The following is a 19002-nucleotide window of genomic DNA, read 5'->3' on the forward strand; positions in this document are numbered from 1 at the left end:
CGGCAAGGCCGGCTCCCACAGGATTGGGTGCAAGCAGCTCCCACAGGTTCATCTGCCACACAGTGGTGCACAGCAGCCCACATTTACGGCATGCTTATAAGGTCAAGGCATATCGGAGCTGGTAATGACGGAAAAACACCCCGCATCGACGGTAGAGCGCGTCTACCAAGGGGTTCACGAGGCCATCAGAAAACGCACCCTGCGCCCCGGCATGAAGCTGGGCGAGTCGTCGTTGGCCGAGCTGTTCAAGGTCAGCCGCACCTCGGTGCGCGCAGCGCTCAAGCAACTGGAAGCCGACGGCCTGGTGTCCACCGAACTGAACAAGGGCGCCTGGGTATCACTGCCCAGCGACGATGACATCCGCTCGGTGTTCGAAACCCGTCGGCTGATCGAAATCGGCATCGTCACCGAGCTGTGCCGACGCGCCGACCCCGACATCCTCGCACCGCTGCACCAGCATGTTGCCGAAGAAGAAGCCGCCGCCGACGCTGGCGACCATGGGCGCTACGTCAACCTGCTCGGCGAGTTCCACCTGCGCCTGGCCGAAGTGCTCGACAACCCGGTGCTGCTCGACTGGTTCCGCAAGCTGATCGAACGTGGCTCGCTGTACGCCTCGACCCTGGATGACGAGCGCCATGAGGCCTGCCGCGGCAACGAGCACCTGCGCCTGCTGGGCTTCATCGAAGCCGGTGACCAGGCCGCGGCCATCGAGCTGGTGTGCACTCACCTGCGCGGCATCGAAGAGGCGATTCTCAAGGCCACGCAAACGCTCAAGGCCGACTATCACCCGCTCAAGCACCTGCTGGGCTGAATCAGCGCCAGGCCAGGGTTCGCATTCAGAAATCCACTGCAACCGATTCCAATATTTAATTTGTGGATAGGTACAGTCTTTCTATAGGGTGTGAATCAGTAGTAGGCAAAGGGCTGTGAAATGATCGATCGTGTATTCGTCAACGCTGTTGCTGCCGATGGCAGCCTGCTCAACCTCGCGGTTGCCGACGGGCGCATTGTCAGCCTGGGCCGCGAACGTCCGGCCAGCGCAGGCGCCGAGGTCATCGACCTGGCAGGACACCTGGTGCTGCCCGGTTTGGTTGACGGTCACATCCATCTGGACAAGAGCTTTGTCGGCGACCGCTGGCACCCGCATCAAGCGGTCAGCAGCCTGCGTGAACGCCTGGCCATCGAAAAGCGTGAACTGGCCGCTGCCCCGCCGATGCTCGAGCGTGCCGAGGCACTGATCCGCCAGGCGGTGTCGTTCGGCACCGTGGCCATGCGCAGCCATGTCGACGTCGACGCCACCACCGGCCTGCGCAACCTGCAAGCGGTGCTGGAGGCGCGCGAGAAATGGCGCGGCATCGTCGATATCGAGCTGGTGGCGTTCCCGCAAGCCGGTGTGATGTCCTGCCCAGGCACCGCCGATGTGCTCGATGCGGCGATCCGTGAAGGCGCCGACGTGATTGGCGGTATCGACCCCACCACCCTCGACGGCGACGCCGACGGTCAGCTCGATGTGGTCTTCGGCATTGCCGAGCGCCATGCTGTGAAGATCGACATCCACCTGCACGAGCCCGGCCTGCAAGGCATCGAACAGCTGCAACGGATCGCCGCCCGCACCCGCGCCGCCGGTCTCAATGGCCGGGTCGCAGTCAGCCATGCCTATGCCCTGGGCCAGGTCGACGACGAGGTAGTGGCGCGCACCGCCGCCACCCTCGCCGACGCCGGGGTGGCAATCATGACCAACGCCCCGGGCGATCATGGCTTCCCGCCGATTTTGCGCCTGCGCGCCGCCGGGGTGAACGTGTTCGCCGGCAACGACAATATCCGCGATGCCTGGTGGCCCTACGGCAACGCCGACATGCTCCAGCGCGCCATGCTGATCGGCTACCGCTCGGGCTTCTACAGTGATGAAGAATTGAATGTGGCACTGACCATGGCCACCACGGCCGGCGCAGCAGTGCTGGGCAAAAGCGACTACGGTCTGAAGGTCGGCAACGAGGCGACCTTCATCGTGCTCAAGGCCGACAACGGCGCCGCCGCGGTCGCCGCCGCGCCGGCCGAGCGGCGCCTGGTACGCCGCGGCCAGCTGATTGCACCCGCGCCGGCGCTGCACTTCGAGGTGCGCAGCGGCTGACCCAACACATTTCTGCCGGCTTACGCCGCAGAGAAAGACAATCGCCCAGGGCAACACCCGGGCGATGCAACACAAAACCCCAGAACAACAACGACAGAAGGTGTTCCATGTCGAAGTCCAATTACTACGCTCCCCACGGCGGCCATCCGGCGCAGACCGAACTGCTGACCGACCGTGCCATGTTCACCGAGGCCTACGCGGTCATCCCCAAAGGCGTGATGCGTGACATCGTCACCAGTCACCTGCCGTTCTGGGACAAGATGCGCATGTGGGTCATCGCCCGCCCGCTGACCGGTTTCTCCGAGACCTTCTCGCAGTACATCGTCGAAGTGGCGCCGGAAGGCGGCAGCGAGCGCCCTGAACTGGACAAGAATGCCGAAGCGGTACTGTTCGTGGTCGAAGGCGAAATCGACATCACCCTGCAGGGCAAGCCATACACCCTGAAAGAAGGCGGCTACGCCTTCATTCCACCGGCCGCCGAGTGGAGCCTGCGCAACAACAGCGCCAAGAACGTCACCTTCCACTGGATCCGCAAGCACTACCAGGTGGTTGAAGGCCTGGCCCTGCCGGAAGCGTTCGTCACCAACGAAAAAGACATCGCGCCGATCCCGATGCCGGGCACCGATGGCGCCTGGGTCACCACCCGCTTCGTCGACATGGCCGACATGCGTCACGACATGCACGTCAACATCGTCACCTTCCAGCCGGGCGGCGTGATTCCGTTCGCTGAAACCCACGTCATGGAACACGGCCTGTACGTGCTGGAAGGTAAAGCCGTTTATCGCCTGAACCAGGACTGGGTCGAGGTGGAAGCCGGCGACTTCATGTGGCTGCGCGCCTTCTGCCCGCAAGCTTGCTACTCCGGCGGCCCGGGCCCGTTCCGCTACCTGCTGTACAAAGATGTAAACCGTCACATGAACCTGGTGCTCAACCCACAGCGCTAAGTTTCACGGTTGCATGAAAAATCCCGCAGGCCACACGGCCTGCGGGATTTTTTGTTTATGGCTTCGGTGAATCAGCTGGCCGGTTTCCAGGCGCCCTGCTCTGCTGCCTCGCGGAATTTCGCCCGGTTGGCCGGAGTATCGGCGGGCTCCGACTCGCCAAAAATGGCCTTGAGCCAATGGCCGTCGGTGGGGTTGGGGAAGATGATGTACTGGCCACCGAACTTGCTGCGGCTGGCGTCCACCAGCTGGGCACGCTGGTCGACGTTGTCGACATAGAAGCTGCGCTCGAAATCGTTGAGGTTGTCACCGAGCATCAGCAGCACGTTGTACTGCTCGGCGATCTTGTGCTGCGCCGGCTCCTTGTTCGAGCTTTCGCGCAGGATGGTCACGTGGGCTTCGTCGGCGTACGGCACCTTGAGCGCGCGCAGGTTGTTGAGCGCGTACTCGTAAGTCTTGTCGCCCTGGTCGCGGCTCGAGACGTAGAAGATCTCCACGCCACGGGACTTGGCGTAGTCAAGAAACTCCAGCGCCCCCGGGGTCAGGGTCGGGCCATTGGCGGCGACCCAGCGGTCCCACACCGCATCATCGAAAAACTCCTTGTCCTGGCCGATCAGAAAGCCCCAGTAGGTGTTGCTGCTGAGGATGGTGTCGTCGATATCGCTGATGATCGCAGGCTTCTTGTCGCCCGGCTTCTGGTTGGCCAGGGCCTGGTCCAGACGCGCCTTGGCGACGTTGAAACCCTGGTAGTACAGCGCGCGGAATTCCGCCGCGGTCTGGCGCCAGGCCACCGCATCGACCAGCAGGTTGGAGCGCACGGCGGCTTCGGGGTTGGCGGTCTGCGCATGGACCAGGGGCGTGGCCAGCAACAGCAAGGCCAGGGAGATCGCGTTCTTGAGCTGAGGCATTCGGGGCGTTCCTTGTGATCTCCCGCTCTTGGGCGGCGGGAGTGGGCTACTCATACCGCACGCCGGCAAGTGCCACAATCGCCGCGACGCGCGGGCGCAACAATGTGGCGCACCCGCGCATCTTGGCGTGCTTCAGGTCCCCGATTTGAGCCGGCTGAAGGCGCGGGTCAGCTCGCGGTTGAAGGCTTTGCTGTTGTCGTTCTTGCTGTACAGGCGCGCCCGCACCTCGGCGGGCGGATAGGTGCCGGGAGCGTTGCGTATCGCCGGATCGACCAGGGCATCGGCCGCAGTGATGGCATTGGCGTACTGGATATTGTCGGTGATCGGCGCGATCACCTCCGGGCGCATCAGGTAGTCCATCAAGGCCAGGGCAGCTTCCGGGTGCGGCGCGTCCTTGGGGATCACCAGGGCATCGAGCCAGATCAGCGTGCCCTCGCGGGGGATGCTGAAGGTCAGGTCGATGGCCTTGTTGGCCTGGCGCGCCTGGTTTTGGGCGATAGCGACGTTGCCGTTCCACGACATCGCCAGGCAGGTCTCTCCATTGGCCAGGTCGTTGATGTTGCGATCGTTGTCGAAGTAGCGGATGTACGGCCGCACCTTCTGCAACAGGGCCTCGGCCTGGCGCAAGTCCTCGACGCGTTGCTGGTTGATGTCCAGGCCCAGGTAGCGCATGGCGGCGGCGAACACCTCGTTGGGGTCGTTGAGCAGGCTCACCCCGCAGCTGGCAAACTTCGATACCACTTCGGGATCGAACAGCATCGCCCAACTGTCGGTCGGCGCCTCGGGCAGGCGCGCCGCCAGGGCCTGCTGCTGGTAACCGAAGCCGGTGGTGCCCCAGGCATAGGTGCCGGCATAGCGATTGCCCGGGTCGTACACCGCCATGTGCTGGCGGAACTCTTCGCCGATGCCGGCCAGGTGCGGCAGGCGGGCTTTGTCCAGCGGCTGCAGGGCGCCGCTGCTGATCGCCCGCGACAGGTGCTGGCCGGCGGTCAGCACCAGGTCGTAGCCGCTGCGCCCGGTCAGCAGTTTGGTCTCCACGGTTTCCAGCGAGTCGAAGTGGTCGGCCACCACGCGGATACCGGTGCTTTTTTCGAAGTTGCTCAGGGTATCCGGGGCCAGGTACTCGCCCCAGATGTACAGGTTGACCGTCGGCTGCTCATTGCTGGCAGCCAGCGCCTGCGTCATACCGCACGCCAGCGCTACGGCCAGGCCACAGGCGCGCAGGCTCATGAGATTTTTGCTCCGGCGTATTGCGGCATGGTGATGCAGGCAACGTTGCCACCGCCCAGGAGGATTTCCCGCGAGTTGTCGATGCCGATGATGCGATGGCCAGGGAACAGCTCGGCCAGGGTCGCCTGGGCCACCTGGTCGTTACGGTCGCCAAACAGCGGCACGACGATCGCCGAGTTGCCGGCGTAGTAGTTGATGTACGACGCGCAGATCCTGGTCCCGGCCTGGCGCAGGTGGGTGCCGTCGACCTGGTCGAGGCCGGCGGCTTCTTCGGCGGTCCATTCCAGTACATCCGGCTGCGGCAGCTTGTGCACCTTGAGCTCGCGGCCGCGGCTGTCGCGGGTGCTGCGCAGGATGTCGTAGGCCTCCTGGTAGATTTCCCACTGCGGGTCGTCACGGTTGTCGGTCCATTGCAGCACCACTTCGCCGGGCCGTACGAAGCAGGCCAGGTCGTCGACGTGGCCGTCGGTTTCGTCGAACTTGCAGCCGCGCGGCAGCCAGATCACCTGCTCGGCGCCGAGGTAATCCTCCAGGCGGCGGGTCACTTCAGCCTTGCCCAGGTGGGCGTTGCGGTTGCGGTTGAGCAGGCACTGTTCGGTGGTCAGCAGGCTGCCCTGGCCGTCGCTCTGGATTCCGCCGAGTTCGGCAATCAGCGGCGCACGGTAGCGGTCGAGGTTCTCGATTTCGAGGATCTTCTGGGCGATCTGGTCGTCCTTGTCCCAGGGGTAGTACAGGCCGCCATCAAGGCCGCCGTAGGCGTTGAACTCGAAGTCGACGCCGCGCACTTCGCCGCGGGCATCGTTGACCACGAACACCGCGCCGCTGTCGCGGAACCAGGTGTCGTTGCAGGTCATTTCCACCACCCGTACCTGCGGCGGCAGCAGGCGCCGGGCGTTGGCGTACTGGGCGGCGGAGGCGCAGACGGTGACCGGCTCGCTGGAGGCGATGGCGCTGACGATCTCGACCCAGACTTTCTGCGCAGGCTTTGCGCCGTTGCGCCAGACGTCCGGGCGCTCCGGCCAGCCCAGCCAGCAACCGGCCTTGTGCTCGAATTCGCCGGGCAAGCGGAAACCATCGGCCTTGGGAGTGGTGGTAAGTGAACGCGCCATGAGCAACCTCTGCGGTGGGTGGGGATAGCTGCACGCTACGCCGCCCGGGCCAAGGCTTCCAACGATGAAATCTAAGCGATTGATGAATTCAATTCACGGTTCGGCGATCTGAGTGGTGAACCATTCTATGAAATCGGCCACCGCGCCGCGCTCCAGGCGCAGCCGCTCGCACACCAGCGCGTATTGCCCCAGCGCGGTGACGCTGGCGTTGAAAGGCCGCACCAGGCGGCCACTGACCAGGTCGGCCTGGCAGGTCAGGTTGTCGCCCATGGCCACGCCCTGCCCCAAGGCCGCCGCCTCAAGGGCCAAAGCTGCATGAGGGAAGTACAGCTGGCGCCCGGGCTGGGCATCCTCGGCGTGGGTGGCGAGCCAGGCGGTCCAGGTCTTGCCGTCCTGGTCGTCGTGCAGCAGGCAGTGGCGCACCAGGTCGCGCGGGCGCTTGAGGCCGCCGAGGTTGAACAGCCCGGGGCTGCACACCGGAAAGAACTGCAACAGCGGCAAAGGCCGGACGAAGTGGGTGCTGGCATCCACCGAACTGGTGCCATAGGTGATCGCCAGGTCGATATCGGCGGCCGGCGCCCCGGCATCGATCGGCTGCTCGTGCAGGTGCAGGGTGATATGCGGGTAGCGGCTGCTGAAATCGGCCAGGCGCGCCACCAGCCACTTTTGCGCAAGCTCGGCGGTCACGGCCAGGCGCAGCACCGCCTGGGAGGCCGGGTCGCGCAGCTCGTCGCAGGCCTTGCCGATCAGCTCGAAGGCCTGCTGCAAATGCTGGAGCAGGCGCCCCGCCTCGCTGGTCAGGCGCACCTGGCGGCCTTCGCGGACGAACAGCGCAACGCCCAGTTGCTCTTCGAGCTGGCGAATCTGATGGCTTACGGCGCTGTCGGTGACGCACAGCTCGGCGGCGGCGCGGCCGAAATGACCGTGGCGGGCGGCGCACTCGAAGGTGCGCAAGGCGGTCAGCGAAGGCAGTCTGGGCATGGGTGGTCCGCCGATTGAGGATCGGCCAGCAGCATAACCGAAGCCTGTCCTGAAGGCAGCGAGCGGCTGGCAAAGTGGCACCTGCTCGGCTAGCATGCCGCTGAAAACCGGCGCTGGCCGGTTGGCCACCCGGCCATGAGCGGAGAGCGATACCCTTGCTGCTGAGCATCCCGACCCTGTTGCTGGTGGCCATTTTCATCTTTGCCCTGATGGGCCTGCTGACCCTGCATGCCTGGAGCCGCGGCGTACGCGAGCGGACCCTCGGCTACCTGGGCAGCATGCTCCTGCTCGCCGCCTGCGGCGTGACCCTGATCAGCCTGCGCGGCCTGACCCCCGACTTTATCGCCCTGGTGCTGGGCAACATTGTCCTGCTGCTCGGCGCGGCGCTGAACTGGACCGCCATGCGTGTGTTTACCGGCCGCCCGCCGCACCTGCCGGGGATCCTGGCCGGCGCACTGTTCTGGTCGCTGTGGGGGCTGATGCCGGGTTTCTACGACGACCTGGGCCTGCGGGTGACGGTGTATTCGATGCTGGCGGCGACGTATGGCGGCCTGTCGATCTTTGAACTGTGGCGCAGCCGCCAGCAGCTTGAAGTCTCCTACCTGCCAGCGCTGCTGCTGATGCTGGTGCACACCGGTTTCTACTGCGTGCGTACCGTTGCCGACCACGGCGTGTCGCTGGACCAGGCGATCACCAGCAACGGCCGCGGCACCGGTTTCTTCTCGTTCATGCTGTTTGAGTCGATGCTCTACGCCATCGGCATCGCCTACGTGACCCTGGCCATGGTCCGCGAGCGCACCGAGCTGAAATTCAAGGCCGCCGCCTATGCCGACCCGTTGACCGGCGTCGGCAACCGCCGCGCCTTCATGTCCCGTGGCGAAAAGCTGTTGGCCGACTGCGCCCGCCGTGGCGAGCCGGTGGCTTTGCTGCTGTGCGACCTCGATCACTTCAAGCGCCTCAACGATACCCACGGCCACCAGACCGGCGACCAGGCGCTGATCGCCTTCGCCCAGGTCACCCGCAACAGCGTGCGTCAGGAGGATGTCTTCGCCCGTATCGGCGGTGAAGAGTTCGCCTGCCTGCTGGCCAATACCGACGCGCAGACGGCGCAGCAGGTAGCGCAACGCATCTGTGAAAGCTTCTACGCGCTACCGATGCTGGAACCGGGATTCCTCAGCGTCAGCATCGGCATCGTCGGCGCCAGCGGCCCTGGCGAACACGACCTTTCGCGCTTGCTGTCCAAGGCCGACAACGCCCTGTATGCCGCCAAGCACCAGGGCCGTAATCGCGTGCACCTGTACCAGCCTGCTAGATGGCTGCAGAGCGAGCAGCCTGCAGGTACGCTTTAAGCGCGTCGATAAATACCCGCACCTTGCGGGTATTGCGCCGGTGCGGCAGGTACAGCACATGCACCCAGGGCCCGAACGCACTCTGGGCTCGCCACAGCCCGGCCATCAACTCCACCAGTTCGCCGCGCTCAAGGTACGGCGCAGCGCTCCAATGCGGCACGAATTGCACGCCCTGGCCTTCGAGCAGGCAGGTCAGCAGCAGGTCGTAGTTGTCGCTGGCCAGGCGCGGCACCGGCTGGCGCAGGCGAATGCTCTGCCCTTCGCTCTCCACCCACCAGAAGCTGCGGCTGAGCTGCGGGTGACGGAGGATCAGCCAGTCATGCTGGGCGTAGTTGTCCAGGGTCACGTCCATGCCCTTGCGCGCCAGGTACGCGGGGCTGGCGCAGAGCATCACGCGGTTTTCCAGCAGTGGCTGGGCGATCAGCTCCGGCAGGTCGGTGGGGCCGTCGCGCAGGGCTAGGTCATAGCCGCCGTCCACCAGGTCATCGTTGTTGTCGTTGAGGTCCACCTCCAGGCGCACCTGCGGGTACTCGGCCATGAAGCGTGAGCACACCTGGCTGAGGAACGCCGGGCCGAAGGCAGGCGGTGCGGTGATGCGCAGGCTGCCGCGCAGTGCGTGCTGCAACTGGTCGACCTCTTCGCCGGCCAGCTGCAACTGCATCAGCGCCTGACGCGCGCCCTCCAGGTAGATCTGCCCGGCTTCGGTCAGGGCCATGCGTCGAGTAGTACGCTCGAACAATAGGGTACCCAGCTCGCTTTCCAGCTGGGCAATGGCCTTGGTGATGGCCGACGGGGTTTTGCCCAGGTGCTCGGCGGCGCGGCTGAAACCGCCGTGGTCCGCCGCCGCGACGAACATGGTCAGCGCGGTCATTTTATCCATTCATTTATTCCCGACAGGCACAAAAGTTATGTAAGAACCGAGCATGATCAATCCGCCAGGGCCTGGATAATCTAGCGCAACGCCAATAATAATTTAAGGCAGACCCATGAAACGGTTGCTCCCCACCCTGCTCTGCAGCGCCCTGGTTATTTCCTCAGCAGAAACTATCGCCGCCCCGGAACTGATCCTGCATGGCGGCAAGGTCTACACCGCCGTTGCCGGCCAGCCGCTGCAACAGGCCGTGGCCATCGAGAACGGCAAGATCCTCGCCGTCGGCTCCGACGCCCAGGTGCTGCGCCTGAAACAGGCCAGCACCCAGCTGATCGACCTGCAGCAGCAGGTGCTGCTGCCCGGCTTTATCGACTCCCACGCCCATGCCCTGCGCGGTGGCCTGCAGCGCCGCCAGGCCAACCTCGACGGCCAGCTACTGAGCTTCGACCAGCTTGAGCAGCGCCTGCGCAGCGCCGCCAGCGACGGCACTGCGCGACGTGGCGACATCCTCACCCTCGGCGGCCTGCCTTCGGCCTACTGGGGCCAGCTCGAGCAGTTCCAGCAGCGCTTCAACAAGGGTGAATGGGCCCGGCAACCAATCCTGCTGATCGGCTGGGACTACCACACCGGCTGGGCCAACGACGCCATGCTCGCCCGCGCCGGGATCACCACCGGTGGCAAAGACGCAGGTTTTCTCGCCGAAGGCGTGCTCTACCAGGTGATCGACCACCTGCCGCCGGTGCCCACCGAGCAACTGCTGGACGCCGGCCGCGAAGCCATCGCCTACTACCACAGCCTGGGCATTACCGCCTGGATGGACCCGACCGCCAACGATGCGCCGGGCGTGACGCTAACCAATACCTCGCTCGGCGTGCTGCCGATCTACAAGCAACTGGCCCACAACGGCGAGCTCAACCAGCACGTCGCCGCCCTGCTGGTGGCCGACTCGAAAGCCAAACCCGCCGACCTCGATGAGCTGGCCAAGGTGCGCGCGCAGTTCCAGGGCGTGCCCAACCTGAGCATTCCCGGGATCAAGGTGTTCGCCGACGGCGTGGCCGAGTTTCCGGCGCAGACCGCCGCCCTGCTTGAGCCCTACAAGAACTCGAAAAAGACCGGCGATTTGCTGATCGACCCGGCGCATTTCGGTGAACTGGTCGACGCCGCCGATGCCCGTGGCTGGCTGGTGCACGTGCATGCCATCGGCGACCGTGCCGTGCGTGAATCGCTCAATGCCTTCGAGCAGGCGCGCCAGCATCGCCAGAGCGGCGTGGCGCACTCGATCACCCACCTGCAGATGGTCAACCCGAAAGAGTTCGCCCGCTTCAAGCCGCTGGATGTGATCGCCTCGATGCAGCTGTACTGGGCCAGCGCCGATGAGCTGGCCACCGACCTGCTCCAGCCCTACGTCAGCGCCATGGCCTACCACTACCAATACCCGGCGCGCTCGCTGCTGAAAAACGGCGCGACCATCGCCGGTGCCAGCGACTGGCCGATCACCACCCCCAACCCGTGGCAAGCCATTTACCAGGCGGTCAGCCGCAAGGGCCCGAAAGGCGTGCTCAACGCCGAAGAGGCCATCGACCTCGACAGCATGCTGCGCGCCTACACCGTCAACGCCGCCCGCGCCCTGCGCCTGGAGCAGCAGATCGGCTCGCTGGAACCGGGCAAGCAGGCCGACCTGGTGCTGGTCGACCGCGACATCTTCCATGCCGATACCGAGCACCTGCGCGACACCCAGGTGCTGCAGACCTGGTTCGCCGGCAAATCCGTTTACCAGCGCGCCGCCGCGCGCTGAAGCCTTCCCCCTCTGGAGTTGCTGTTGTGAAAATCCACACCCACGTCACTGAACAACGCCAGCCGCTGGCCCGCGGGCGCGAAATCGGTGAGCGCTTTGCCGAGCAGATCCGCCACACCACCGCGCTGTACCTGGGCTTCTTCCCCCGGGTCGGCATCGACAGTGCGCAGGTCCAGGCCATTGGCGAGCGCAGCCTGGCGGCCCTGGAAAGCTGGAGCCCGGCGCTGGCCGCCGAAGTCATCGGCATCGCCCAGGGCACCGGCCTGCCGCTGTGGCAACTGGCAAGCCTGAACGCGCGCACCGAGATTCTCGCGGCCATGCCCGCCACCCACGGTGAATGCTCGACCACGGTGTTCGCCCCGGCCGGCGCGCAACTGCCGCGCAGCCTGCAAACCTGGGACTGGCACGACAGCCTGGCGCCCCACGGCCTGCTGCTGCAACTGACCACCGAGCACGACATGACCGTCAAGCAGTTCAGCGAGTTCGGCATGCTCGGCAAGATCGGCGTCAACAGCGCCGGCGTCGGCCTGCACTTCAACATCCTCCATCACCACAGCGACAACGACAGCGGCGGCGTACCGGTGCATGCCATCGCCCGCCGGGTGCTGGAAGACGCCAGCAGCGTGCAGGAAGCCATCGAGCTGGCGCGCTCGGCGCCGGTCAGCGCCTCGACCGTGCTGACGGTGTTCTCCCGCGAGGACAGCAGCCCACGGGCGGTGAGCATCGAGATGAGCCCGGCCCACACCGGCCTGGTACTGCCTCGCGAAGATGGCTGGCTGCTGCACACCAACCACTTCCTCGACCCGCAGCTGGCCCTGGGTGAACGCAGCGCCGACCGCGCCGATACCGAAGGCCGCCTGCAGCACCTGGACGAGGTGGTTGGCGCGATGAACAGCGCCGACCTGCGCGTTCGGGCTCAGGCAATGTGCGGCGGCGCGGGCGGCCAGGCGCCGATCTGCTTCCACCCCGACCTGAGCCAGCCCGACACCCAACGCTGGGAAACCCTGCTGAGCATCGCCATCGACACGCAAAACTGCCAGCTCGAATACACCGCCGGCAACCCGAGCGTGCTGGCGAGCCAGGGCTTCGAACGCTTCTAGTCCTTCCATCCACCCCCGCTGGCGCCGCCCTTGTGTGCACGCGTGCGCCAGCCACTGCACGAGAACAACAACAATGATCGGGGAAACTGCAAACGGCGCGCTGCCAAGGTCGGCCGCCAAGACCTTCTGCGTATCCGGGCTGGGCACCGCCCTGGAGTTCTATGATTTCGTCATCTACGGCACCGCCGCAGCGCTGGTGTTCCCGCAGGTGTTCTTCCCGGACATGGACCGCCTGACCGCCACCCTGGTGGCCTTCGCCGCCTTCGGTTCGGGCTTCTTCGCCCGGCCCATCGGCGGCATTGTCTTCGGCCATTTCGGTGACAAGGTCGGGCGCCAGAAAGTGCTGGTCACCACCTTGCTGCTGATGGGCCTGAGCACCCTGCTGATCGGCTGCCTGCCGGGCCACGCCACCCTCGGCGTGTACGCGCCGTTGCTGCTGGTACTGCTGCGCCTGGTGCAGGGCTTTGCCGCTGGCGGTGAATGGGGCGGCGCGGCGCTGTTCGGCATCGAAGCAGCGCCACCCGGAAGGCGCGGGCTGTGGGGCAGCTTTACCAGCATGGGCATCGGCGTTGGCGGGATTCTTGGTGCGGCGGTGTTTGCCATCGTCAGCGCCCTGAGCGACAACCTCGCCGACTTTGCCTGGCGCATCCCCTTCTGGCTCGGCGGCGCGCTGGTGTTCGTCGGCCTGTATGCGCGCCTGCGCATTGTCGCGGTCGAGCCGCCACAGGCGAAAAAACCGCGGCCGATGCCGCTGGCCGAAGCCCTGCGCCAGCGCCCGCGCGAGCTGCTGCTGTGCACCGGCATCGCCTTTGGCTACTGCACCATTGCCTATATCGGCAGCACGTTCTTTCTCGCCTATGCGACCCAGGTGGGTTATGGCAGCACCGATGCGCTGATGTTCGACCTGACCCTGTCGATTGCCATCGTCATATCAGCGCCGCTGTTCGGCTTGCTCTCCGACCGCTATGGCCGGCGCAGCGTGATGATCTTCGGCGCGCTGATCATGGCCTTGGGGCTGTTCGCCTTCTTCCCGCTGGTGAACCGCCACGACCTGCTGACTTCACTGCTGGCCTATGCCGCCGTCGGCGCCTTGATGGGCGCGACCCAGGGGCCGATCCCGGCGTTTCTCGGCGAGCAGTTTCCACGGGAGATGCGCTACTCGGGGATCTCCGCCAGCTACCAGATTGGCGCGGCACTGGGCGGTGGCACGGCCTCCAGCGTGGCCACGGCGATCCTTATCGCCACCGACCACAACCCGCTCGGCGTGGCGATCTACGGCGCCGCCGCACTGGCCCTGCTGGCGTTGTGTTCTTACCTGCTGCGCGAGACCGCGCACCTGAGCATGGCGCAGATCGATGCAGGCCTTACTCGCTCGCCAGGGTACGCGCCAGCTCCGCGGCCAGTTCCTTGACCATGGCGTCTGCGGTCGGCCGATGAATGATCGCCACCTCCATGGCATCGATCGACGGCAGGCCGTGGGCCGAGGTCAGCTGCAAATGCTCGGCGGTGACCGCCCGCAGCGGCAGCAGGCTGATGCCCATGCCGTTGGCCACCGCCGCCTGCAGGCCGCTGAGGCTGGAGCTGGTGAAACTGATGCGCCAGCGGCGGCCCATGCGCTCGATGGCGCCGATCATGTCGTCGCGGTACAGGCCGCGTGGCGGGAAGGTCACCAGCGGCACCGGGTCCTGGTCGAAGGCGGGGTTTTTCGCGCTGTCGATCCATTGCAGCTTCTCCGGCCAGCAGGCCACCGCCTCACGGCTGTTGCGTCGCTGCTTGAGCAGGATCAGGTCGAGCTCGCCGTTGTCGTAGCTGGCGCTGAGGTCTCGGCACAGGCCACTGGTGACCTCCAGCTTCACCTGCGGATGCTTGCGGTTGAAGGTCGAGAGCAGATGGGTGGTGCGCCCGGCGGCAAAGTCTTCCGGCACGCCCAGGCGCACGGTCACCGCCACCGTCGCGCCCGACATCGCCTCGAGCATTTCATCGTTGTAGGCCAGCATCTGCCGGGCGTAGCCGAGCAGCGTCTGCCCGGCGTCAGTGGGCAGCACGTCGCGGTTGCCACGTTCGAGCAGCTTGTGCCCGACCATCTCCTCCAGCCGGCGGACCTTCTGGCTGACCGTCGACTGGGTCGAGTGCAGGCGCGCCGCCGCCGTGGTAAAGCTGCCGCAGTCGCTGACCATCACCACCGCCCGCAACAGGTCGAGGTCGAACAGCGGCCTATTCGATTTTTCACTGACAGACATGCTTTTATTTAACTTCTAAATAAGGAGCCCGACTTTTAACATGGCCCGACCCAGCGAGCAATCGCCCACCAGGAGGTACTGCCATGCTCCTTGAACGCCTGTCCACTCACCTTGCCGTGGTATTTGCCATGCTCACCTCGCTGACCGCCAGCGCCGACGGCGGCACCCTCGAAAACCAACTGCGCAGCGCTGCCGAACAAGGCCAGGCCGCACAGGTACGCAGCCTGCTTGACCAGGGCGCGAACCGTGAAGCCCGCGACAAAATGGGCCGTACCCCGCTGCTGCTGGCCACCCACAACAACCAGGTCGAAGCCGCCAAGGTACTGATCGACGCCGGCGCCGACGTCAACGCCAAGGACTCCATCGAAGACAGCCCCTACCTGTACGCCGGCGCCCGTGGCCACAACGACATACTAAAACTGACCCTGGCCCACGGCGCCGACCTCACCAGCACCAACCGCTACGGCGGCACCGCGCTGATACCGGCAGCCGAACGCGGCCACGTCGACACCGTGCGCCTGCTGATTGCCGCAGGTGTGGCGGTTGATCACGTCAACAAACTGCACTGGACCGCCCTGCTTGAGGCGATCATCCTCGGCGACGGCGGCCAGCGGCATGTCGAGATCGTGCGCGAGCTGATCAAGGCCGGGGCGGATGTGAACCTCGCCGATGGTGAAGGCGTGACGCCGCTGCAGCATGCGCGGCAGAGGGGTTACAAGGAAATGCAGGTGCTGTTGGAACGGGCCGGAGCCCGCGCCTAGCTGCTTTCCAGCAACCGATCGAGCAACCACAACCCCGCCGGCCCTGGCGGGGTCAGTTTCGACCAGGCCACATCCACCGCGATTGGCCGCGGCCAGCCGCGCAGTTTCAGCTCGGTGAGCTGGCCATGGCCGTACTGCCTGACCAGACCGTGGGGCAACTCGGCCCAGCCAAAGCCCTCCTCGGTCATCTCCAGCAGCATCAGATAATCCGGCGCCGACCACACCCGCCCCTGGGGTTTGTTCACACTGTCGGTGTAGGTATTCAAGTACAACTGCCGATGCCCGACCAAGTGCGCCTGGGTCGGCTGCGCAAGCTGCGCCAGCGGGTGACTGCTCGCCACAAAAATCCCCATCTGCGCCTGCGCCGCCAGCCGCGTAGCGGCCACATCCGGCGGGTAACCGGGTTGCGCGGCGAGCATGCCCAAGTGCGCGCGGCCGCTCTGCAGCAGGTTCAGCACATCACCGGCCTCGGCGATCATGCATTCCAGCTCGATGTCCTGGTAGCGCTGCTCGAACAGCTGCATCACCCGGTTGTCCGGGTTGAGCTGGTGCATGTCGGAAAACACGATGGTCAGCCGCGGCTCGACCTTGTCCGCCAGGCGGATGCTCAGCTGGTCCAGGCGTTCGCTGGCGGCGAGGATCTCCTGTACGTGGCCGAGCACCTTGCGGCCGGCTTCGGTGAGAATGGGTTGACGGGCTTGGCGGTCGAACAAGGTGACGCCGAGGTCGGCTTCGAGGTTGGCGATTGCGGCGCTGATGGTGGATTGGCTTTTGCGCAGTTTGCGGGCAGCGGCGGAGAAGGAGCCTAGGGCGGCGGCTTCTACGAAGGCTTGGAGGGCTTCTGGGGAGTAGCGCATGAAGGGGTATCGGTTTTTTCGATGGGATTTTATTTTAATGCAAGGGGAAAATCGATGGCAATGGAGATAAGGCGCGGATGAATGTCAGCGTAATGCTTGTCCCTCAAACTGAGTGGTGGGCTAACGGGTTGCGTGGCTCCTCGGTTGGCCGATATCTGGCTATCGCAAAAGGCACCTATCGACCAGAATCAGCCTTCAGACGGTGGGAGCGGGCTTGTCCCGCGATAGCGTCATGGCAGCATGACAGACAATTTCCATAGTCAGAATCGCGGGGCAAGCCCGCTCCCACCTGGATGCAAGTTCTGGGTCGATAGCAGCCATTCGCGAGAGATGTTTCCACCTCATAGCTGCCGTTGGCGCATAGCAGAATTCGGCCATTAGCATACGTCCACAAGCCCCCCCCCAATTTGTTGCAAGAGGTGGCCCATCTGGCTAACACAGCTCACTCATAGATCTTGCCGCAGTACAAGAAAACGGCGAACTGCCGCCACGGATTGGATGGCAGAAGCCCTTGATCCAACCCGAAATCACTACTTTCCGCCCATGAGATAGCACCATCCAGGAACGCTTCTATCGTCGTGTTCTCCCAATCACTACTTGTTGACTTGTCTGCCGCCAGGGCCCGGGCAAAACTCAAAAAAGTCTCGGCATCTCTGACCTGTTCCAAGTGTTCATGAAGCTCCACAACATTCTCCGTGCAAAGTCTGCGTCACAGGTGGTGCGCCAGTTTCTCCCATCAGCAATGCAATGTCTGTAAGTGGGCTAAAAGCCCCCATCAAGAATCCCAGCTTGAATCCCCACCCCAACCCCGTTACCCTCCCCGAGTCGCTGCAAATTCAGCGACTCGGGCTTGGCGGTCCGAAACGAAGGCGCAAAGCGCCCCACAATCACCCTCGCAGGCGCTTTTTTTGTGCCCGCGATGATGCTTTATGGCGGGCTGCGCATGGACTTCTTCGGAAGTGCCGGGTTCCTTCGTACCGGTCCGCCAACCTTGCGTAGCCCGTCACCCTTCCCTGCTTGGCGGCAGGCGGTGGCGGATCCTTTCTACGAAGGAGCACCACCATGACCAAACCCGTTCCCGATCCACCCCTCACCACCCAAACCAGCACCACCTTCGGCTCCTGCAATGGCAGCCACGATCCGCTGTTCGCCGTCCGCGCCGGTGTCTCGTCCGAAGACGCCCTGATCCACACCTCCATCCTGCTCAAAAGCGCCTACCAGACCAACGCCCACGCCTGTGAACTGGTCGATGCCGAGGTGCGCGGATTGCTCTGGGCCACCGAGCAATCACTGGAGATGAGCCTCGCTCTGGTCGAGGCGTTGCTGGATGAGGTCGAAGCGCGTTCGGCAACCGCAGCGTTGTTGCGGCGCTCGCTGCAAGCAGGGCAATCGGCGGTGGAGTGATCGCCTGCGATTGTCATGGGCCGCCAATGCGGCCCGCTCATCCAGTGCCGTAAGCCTCGGTACCCGCCTCGTCCCCCACTCTATTGATTCAGTGCCCTCCCCGAATGGCCGATAGCTACCGTGAGGGACAGCAACCGTCCAGAAGCGGCCTTCAGACGGTGGGAGCGGGCTTGTCCCGCGATAGGGTCATGGCAGCATGACAGACAATTTTCAGAGTCAGAATCGCGGGGCAAGCCCGCTCCCACCTGGACGCCATACACCGGCAGCAACCGGCCAGAAGCAGCCGGTGGTCGTTGCGTTTCGTTTGTGGTTGGCGTGTGGCTAAGCTTAATAAACCGGGGCGAATTGAAACTTGGCTGAAAGCGGCCATCAGTGGACCTGGAGATTAGCATCGAGGCGGCGCCCCAAAGGAGACGAACATGTATGCGGTTATCAGAACCTACCTAGGTGCTGGAGCGAAGCAGCTTTTCGAGCTTTTGGAAGAGCGCAAAGCCGACGTCGAAGCTACCCTGCGGACAGTGCCAGGGCTGGTCAGCTACACGCTTCTGAATACGGGTGATGGCGGTACGTCGGTGACTGTCTGCACGGACAAAGTCGGCAGCGATGCGAGCTTGAAAGTCGCACGTGACTGGATTCAGAAAAATGCGCTAGATATTCACGCGGAACCGCCGATCGTAACGGAAGGTCCGGTCATCGTGCAGATCAAATAGCGCGCCCTTGCGCTTGATCTCGCGACACTCTCGCTGTCGCAGGCTTGGTATGTCTGCTTCGTAGTGGCGTGATCGTCCGCAAACCATAAAATTGGGTTTAGCCTGTCTCAATAGGCTGCAATCGGCCAGAAGCGGCCTTCAGACGGTGGGAGCGGGCTTGTCCCGCGATAGGCTCATGGCAGCATGACAGTCAATTTTCAGAGTCAGAATCGCGGGGCAAGCCCGCTCCCACCTGGACGCCATACACCGACAGCTCTGGGTCGAAAGCAGCCATCCGAATGCATCCGCTTTCGCCCAAGATCAGCTCCTAGTACTCACCTCCTCAACGACGACGATTTGCCCCACAACGCACCGGCACAAGATCGATTGCAATCACAGGACAAGCCAGCCCCCACGGAAGCTTGATACACCGCCCGCTTCAAGTTGATGGCCAACTCCATCGTAACCCTCCAAGTCCATATCCCTTGCTCTACCCACCCACCACGTTACTCTCCCACCATTGCTACAAATTGTGCACGGGGCGCCTTCGTCCGCGCCGGTGAGTGATCGCCTGCGATTGTCCTGGGCCGCCGATGCGGCCCGCTCATGCACCCACCCTGTATGAAGGATTACTCG

Annotated in this window: 18 protein-coding genes; 10 read left to right on the forward strand and 8 right to left on the reverse strand. The window is 64.4% G+C overall.

Annotation, left to right across the window (positions count from 1 at the left end; genetic code table 11):
* Nucleotides 1–124 precede the first annotated feature (124 nt).
* From JV241A_RS12875 to JV241A_RS12885, 3 genes are all read left to right on the forward strand, one after another.
* Nucleotides 125–811 (forward strand): GntR family transcriptional regulator, encoded by a 687-nt coding sequence (locus JV241A_RS12875; RefSeq protein ID WP_115087589.1) that lies wholly within the window; start codon nt 125–127, stop codon nt 809–811.
* Nucleotides 812–931: 120 nt separating this feature from the next.
* The gene (locus tag JV241A_RS12880; RefSeq protein ID WP_134062868.1) at nt 932–2131 is read left to right on the forward strand and encodes an amidohydrolase family protein; all 1200 of its coding nucleotides are present in this window, start codon (nt 932–934) and stop codon (nt 2129–2131) included.
* A 107-nt stretch (nt 2132–2238) separates the two neighbouring features.
* Nucleotides 2239–3075 carry a bifunctional allantoicase/(S)-ureidoglycine aminohydrolase gene (locus JV241A_RS12885; RefSeq protein WP_010225345.1) on the forward strand — a complete coding sequence of 279 codons (837 nt, stop codon included), beginning with the start codon at nt 2239–2241 and terminating at the stop codon, nt 3073–3075.
* A 71-nt stretch (nt 3076–3146) separates the two neighbouring features.
* Here JV241A_RS12885 and JV241A_RS12890 read toward each other — a convergent pair whose 3' ends face one another.
* The 4 genes from JV241A_RS12890 to JV241A_RS12905 all read right to left on the reverse strand — a co-directional run bounded on the left by JV241A_RS12890 (nt 3147) and on the right by JV241A_RS12905 (nt 7300).
* On the reverse strand, nt 3147–3980 hold the full coding sequence (locus tag JV241A_RS12890) for a 5'-nucleotidase, lipoprotein e(P4) family (RefSeq protein WP_134062870.1): 834 nt from the start codon (nt 3978–3980) through the stop codon (nt 3147–3149).
* Nucleotides 3981–4112: 132 nt separating this feature from the next.
* On the reverse strand, nt 4113–5165 hold the full coding sequence (locus tag JV241A_RS12895) for an extracellular solute-binding protein (protein ID WP_240047861.1): 1053 nt from the start codon (nt 5163–5165) through the stop codon (nt 4113–4115).
* 41 nt (nt 5166–5206) lie between these two features.
* A complete protein-coding gene (aguA, locus tag JV241A_RS12900) occupies nt 5207–6319 on the reverse strand; it encodes an agmatine deiminase (protein ID WP_115087585.1) in 1113 nt (370 codons plus the stop codon).
* 93 nt (nt 6320–6412) lie between these two features.
* Nucleotides 6413–7300, reverse strand: coding sequence for a LysR substrate-binding domain-containing protein (locus tag JV241A_RS12905; RefSeq protein ID WP_134062874.1), 888 nt, complete (start codon nt 7298–7300; stop codon nt 6413–6415).
* A 155-nt stretch (nt 7301–7455) separates the two neighbouring features.
* Between JV241A_RS12905 and JV241A_RS12910 the strand changes: the two genes are divergently transcribed.
* On the forward strand, nt 7456–8649 hold the full coding sequence (locus JV241A_RS12910) for a GGDEF domain-containing protein (protein ID WP_134062876.1): 1194 nt from the start codon (nt 7456–7458) through the stop codon (nt 8647–8649).
* Here JV241A_RS12910 and JV241A_RS12915 read toward each other — a convergent pair.
* A complete protein-coding gene (locus JV241A_RS12915; RefSeq protein ID WP_134062878.1) occupies nt 8609–9529 on the reverse strand; it encodes a LysR family transcriptional regulator in 921 nt (306 codons plus the stop codon). The genes JV241A_RS12910 and JV241A_RS12915 overlap by 41 nt on opposite strands.
* A 106-nt stretch (nt 9530–9635) precedes the next feature.
* Here JV241A_RS12915 and JV241A_RS12920 point away from each other — a divergent pair, with 106 nt between their 5' ends.
* The 3 genes from JV241A_RS12920 (at nt 9636) to JV241A_RS12930 (ending at nt 13826) form a co-directional block, all read left to right on the forward strand.
* Nucleotides 9636–11315: an amidohydrolase gene (locus tag JV241A_RS12920; protein WP_134062880.1), complete on the forward strand. Its 1680-nt coding sequence runs from the start codon at nt 9636–9638 to the stop codon at nt 11313–11315.
* A gap of 26 nt (nt 11316–11341) precedes the next feature.
* A complete protein-coding gene (locus JV241A_RS12925; RefSeq protein ID WP_134062882.1) occupies nt 11342–12415 on the forward strand; it encodes a C45 family peptidase in 1074 nt (357 codons plus the stop codon).
* A 73-nt stretch (nt 12416–12488) separates the two neighbouring features.
* The gene (locus JV241A_RS12930; protein WP_134062884.1) at nt 12489–13826 is read left to right on the forward strand and encodes an MFS transporter; all 1338 of its coding nucleotides are present in this window, start codon (nt 12489–12491) and stop codon (nt 13824–13826) included.
* On the opposite strand, the gene JV241A_RS12935 is transcribed toward JV241A_RS12930, so the two are convergent.
* The gene (locus tag JV241A_RS12935) at nt 13780–14655 is read right to left on the reverse strand and encodes a LysR substrate-binding domain-containing protein (protein WP_115087582.1); all 876 of its coding nucleotides are present in this window, start codon (nt 14653–14655) and stop codon (nt 13780–13782) included. The two genes, JV241A_RS12930 and JV241A_RS12935, sit on opposite strands and share 47 nt — an antisense overlap.
* Nucleotides 14656–14738: 83 nt before the next feature.
* On the opposite strand from JV241A_RS12935, the gene JV241A_RS12940 reads away from it, so the two are divergent.
* On the forward strand, nt 14739–15416 hold the full coding sequence (locus tag JV241A_RS12940; RefSeq protein WP_134062887.1) for an ankyrin repeat domain-containing protein: 678 nt from the start codon (nt 14739–14741) through the stop codon (nt 15414–15416).
* Here the strand turns inward: JV241A_RS12940 and JV241A_RS12945 are convergent.
* Nucleotides 15413–16273 (reverse strand): LysR family transcriptional regulator, encoded by an 861-nt coding sequence (locus JV241A_RS12945; protein ID WP_115087580.1) that lies wholly within the window; start codon nt 16271–16273, stop codon nt 15413–15415. The two genes, JV241A_RS12940 and JV241A_RS12945, sit on opposite strands and share 4 nt — an antisense overlap.
* 442 nt (nt 16274–16715) lie before the next feature.
* Nucleotides 16716–16958: a hypothetical protein gene (locus JV241A_RS12950; RefSeq protein ID WP_134062889.1), complete on the reverse strand. Its 243-nt coding sequence runs from the start codon at nt 16956–16958 to the stop codon at nt 16716–16718.
* A 377-nt stretch (nt 16959–17335) separates the two neighbouring features.
* Here JV241A_RS12950 and JV241A_RS12955 point away from each other — a divergent pair, with 377 nt between their 5' ends.
* Together JV241A_RS12955 and JV241A_RS12960 are read left to right on the forward strand one after the other, a co-directional pair.
* A complete protein-coding gene (locus JV241A_RS12955; RefSeq protein ID WP_134062891.1) occupies nt 17336–17677 on the forward strand; it encodes a DUF3077 domain-containing protein in 342 nt (113 codons plus the stop codon).
* A 419-nt stretch (nt 17678–18096) separates the two neighbouring features.
* Nucleotides 18097–18387: a hypothetical protein gene (locus tag JV241A_RS12960; RefSeq protein WP_115087579.1), complete on the forward strand. Its 291-nt coding sequence runs from the start codon at nt 18097–18099 to the stop codon at nt 18385–18387.
* Nucleotides 18388–19002: the final 615 nt, after the last annotated feature.

Origin of the sequence: Pseudomonas sp. JV241A (assembly GCF_900275665.1) — a bacterium.
Taxonomy (GTDB): domain Bacteria; phylum Pseudomonadota; class Gammaproteobacteria; order Pseudomonadales; family Pseudomonadaceae; genus Aquipseudomonas; species Aquipseudomonas wadenswilerensis.

What these genes read in the sequence shown, in the direction of transcription:
- JV241A_RS12940 (WP_134062887.1), top strand. Translation starts at nt 14,739, where the DNA reads ATGCTCCTTGAACGCCTGTCCACTCACCTTGCCGTGGTATTTGCCATG.
- JV241A_RS12880 (WP_134062868.1), top strand. Translation starts at nt 932, where the DNA reads ATGATCGATCGTGTATTCGTCAACGCTGTTGCTGCCGATGGCAGCCTG.
- JV241A_RS12915 (WP_134062878.1), bottom strand. Translation starts at nt 9,529, where the DNA reads ATGGATAAAATGACCGCGCTGACCATGTTCGTCGCGGCGGCGGACCAC.
- JV241A_RS12875 (WP_115087589.1), top strand. Translation starts at nt 125, where the DNA reads ATGACGGAAAAACACCCCGCATCGACGGTAGAGCGCGTCTACCAAGGG.
- JV241A_RS12935 (WP_115087582.1), bottom strand. Translation starts at nt 14,655, where the DNA reads ATGTCTGTCAGTGAAAAATCGAATAGGCCGCTGTTCGACCTCGACCTG.
- JV241A_RS12895 (WP_240047861.1), bottom strand. Translation starts at nt 5,165, where the DNA reads ATGACGCAGGCGCTGGCTGCCAGCAATGAGCAGCCGACGGTCAACCTG.
- JV241A_RS12890 (WP_134062870.1), bottom strand. Translation starts at nt 3,980, where the DNA reads ATGCCTCAGCTCAAGAACGCGATCTCCCTGGCCTTGCTGTTGCTGGCC.
- JV241A_RS12945 (WP_115087580.1), bottom strand. Translation starts at nt 16,273, where the DNA reads ATGCGCTACTCCCCAGAAGCCCTCCAAGCCTTCGTAGAAGCCGCCGCC.
- aguA (WP_115087585.1), bottom strand. Translation starts at nt 6,319, where the DNA reads ATGGCGCGTTCACTTACCACCACTCCCAAGGCCGATGGTTTCCGCTTG.
- JV241A_RS12885 (WP_010225345.1), top strand. Translation starts at nt 2,239, where the DNA reads ATGTCGAAGTCCAATTACTACGCTCCCCACGGCGGCCATCCGGCGCAG.
- JV241A_RS12955 (WP_134062891.1), top strand. Translation starts at nt 17,336, where the DNA reads ATGACCAAACCCGTTCCCGATCCACCCCTCACCACCCAAACCAGCACC.
- JV241A_RS12960 (WP_115087579.1), top strand. Translation starts at nt 18,097, where the DNA reads ATGTATGCGGTTATCAGAACCTACCTAGGTGCTGGAGCGAAGCAGCTT.
- JV241A_RS12920 (WP_134062880.1), top strand. Translation starts at nt 9,636, where the DNA reads ATGAAACGGTTGCTCCCCACCCTGCTCTGCAGCGCCCTGGTTATTTCC.
- JV241A_RS12930 (WP_134062884.1), top strand. Translation starts at nt 12,489, where the DNA reads ATGATCGGGGAAACTGCAAACGGCGCGCTGCCAAGGTCGGCCGCCAAG.
- JV241A_RS12905 (WP_134062874.1), bottom strand. Translation starts at nt 7,300, where the DNA reads ATGCCCAGACTGCCTTCGCTGACCGCCTTGCGCACCTTCGAGTGCGCC.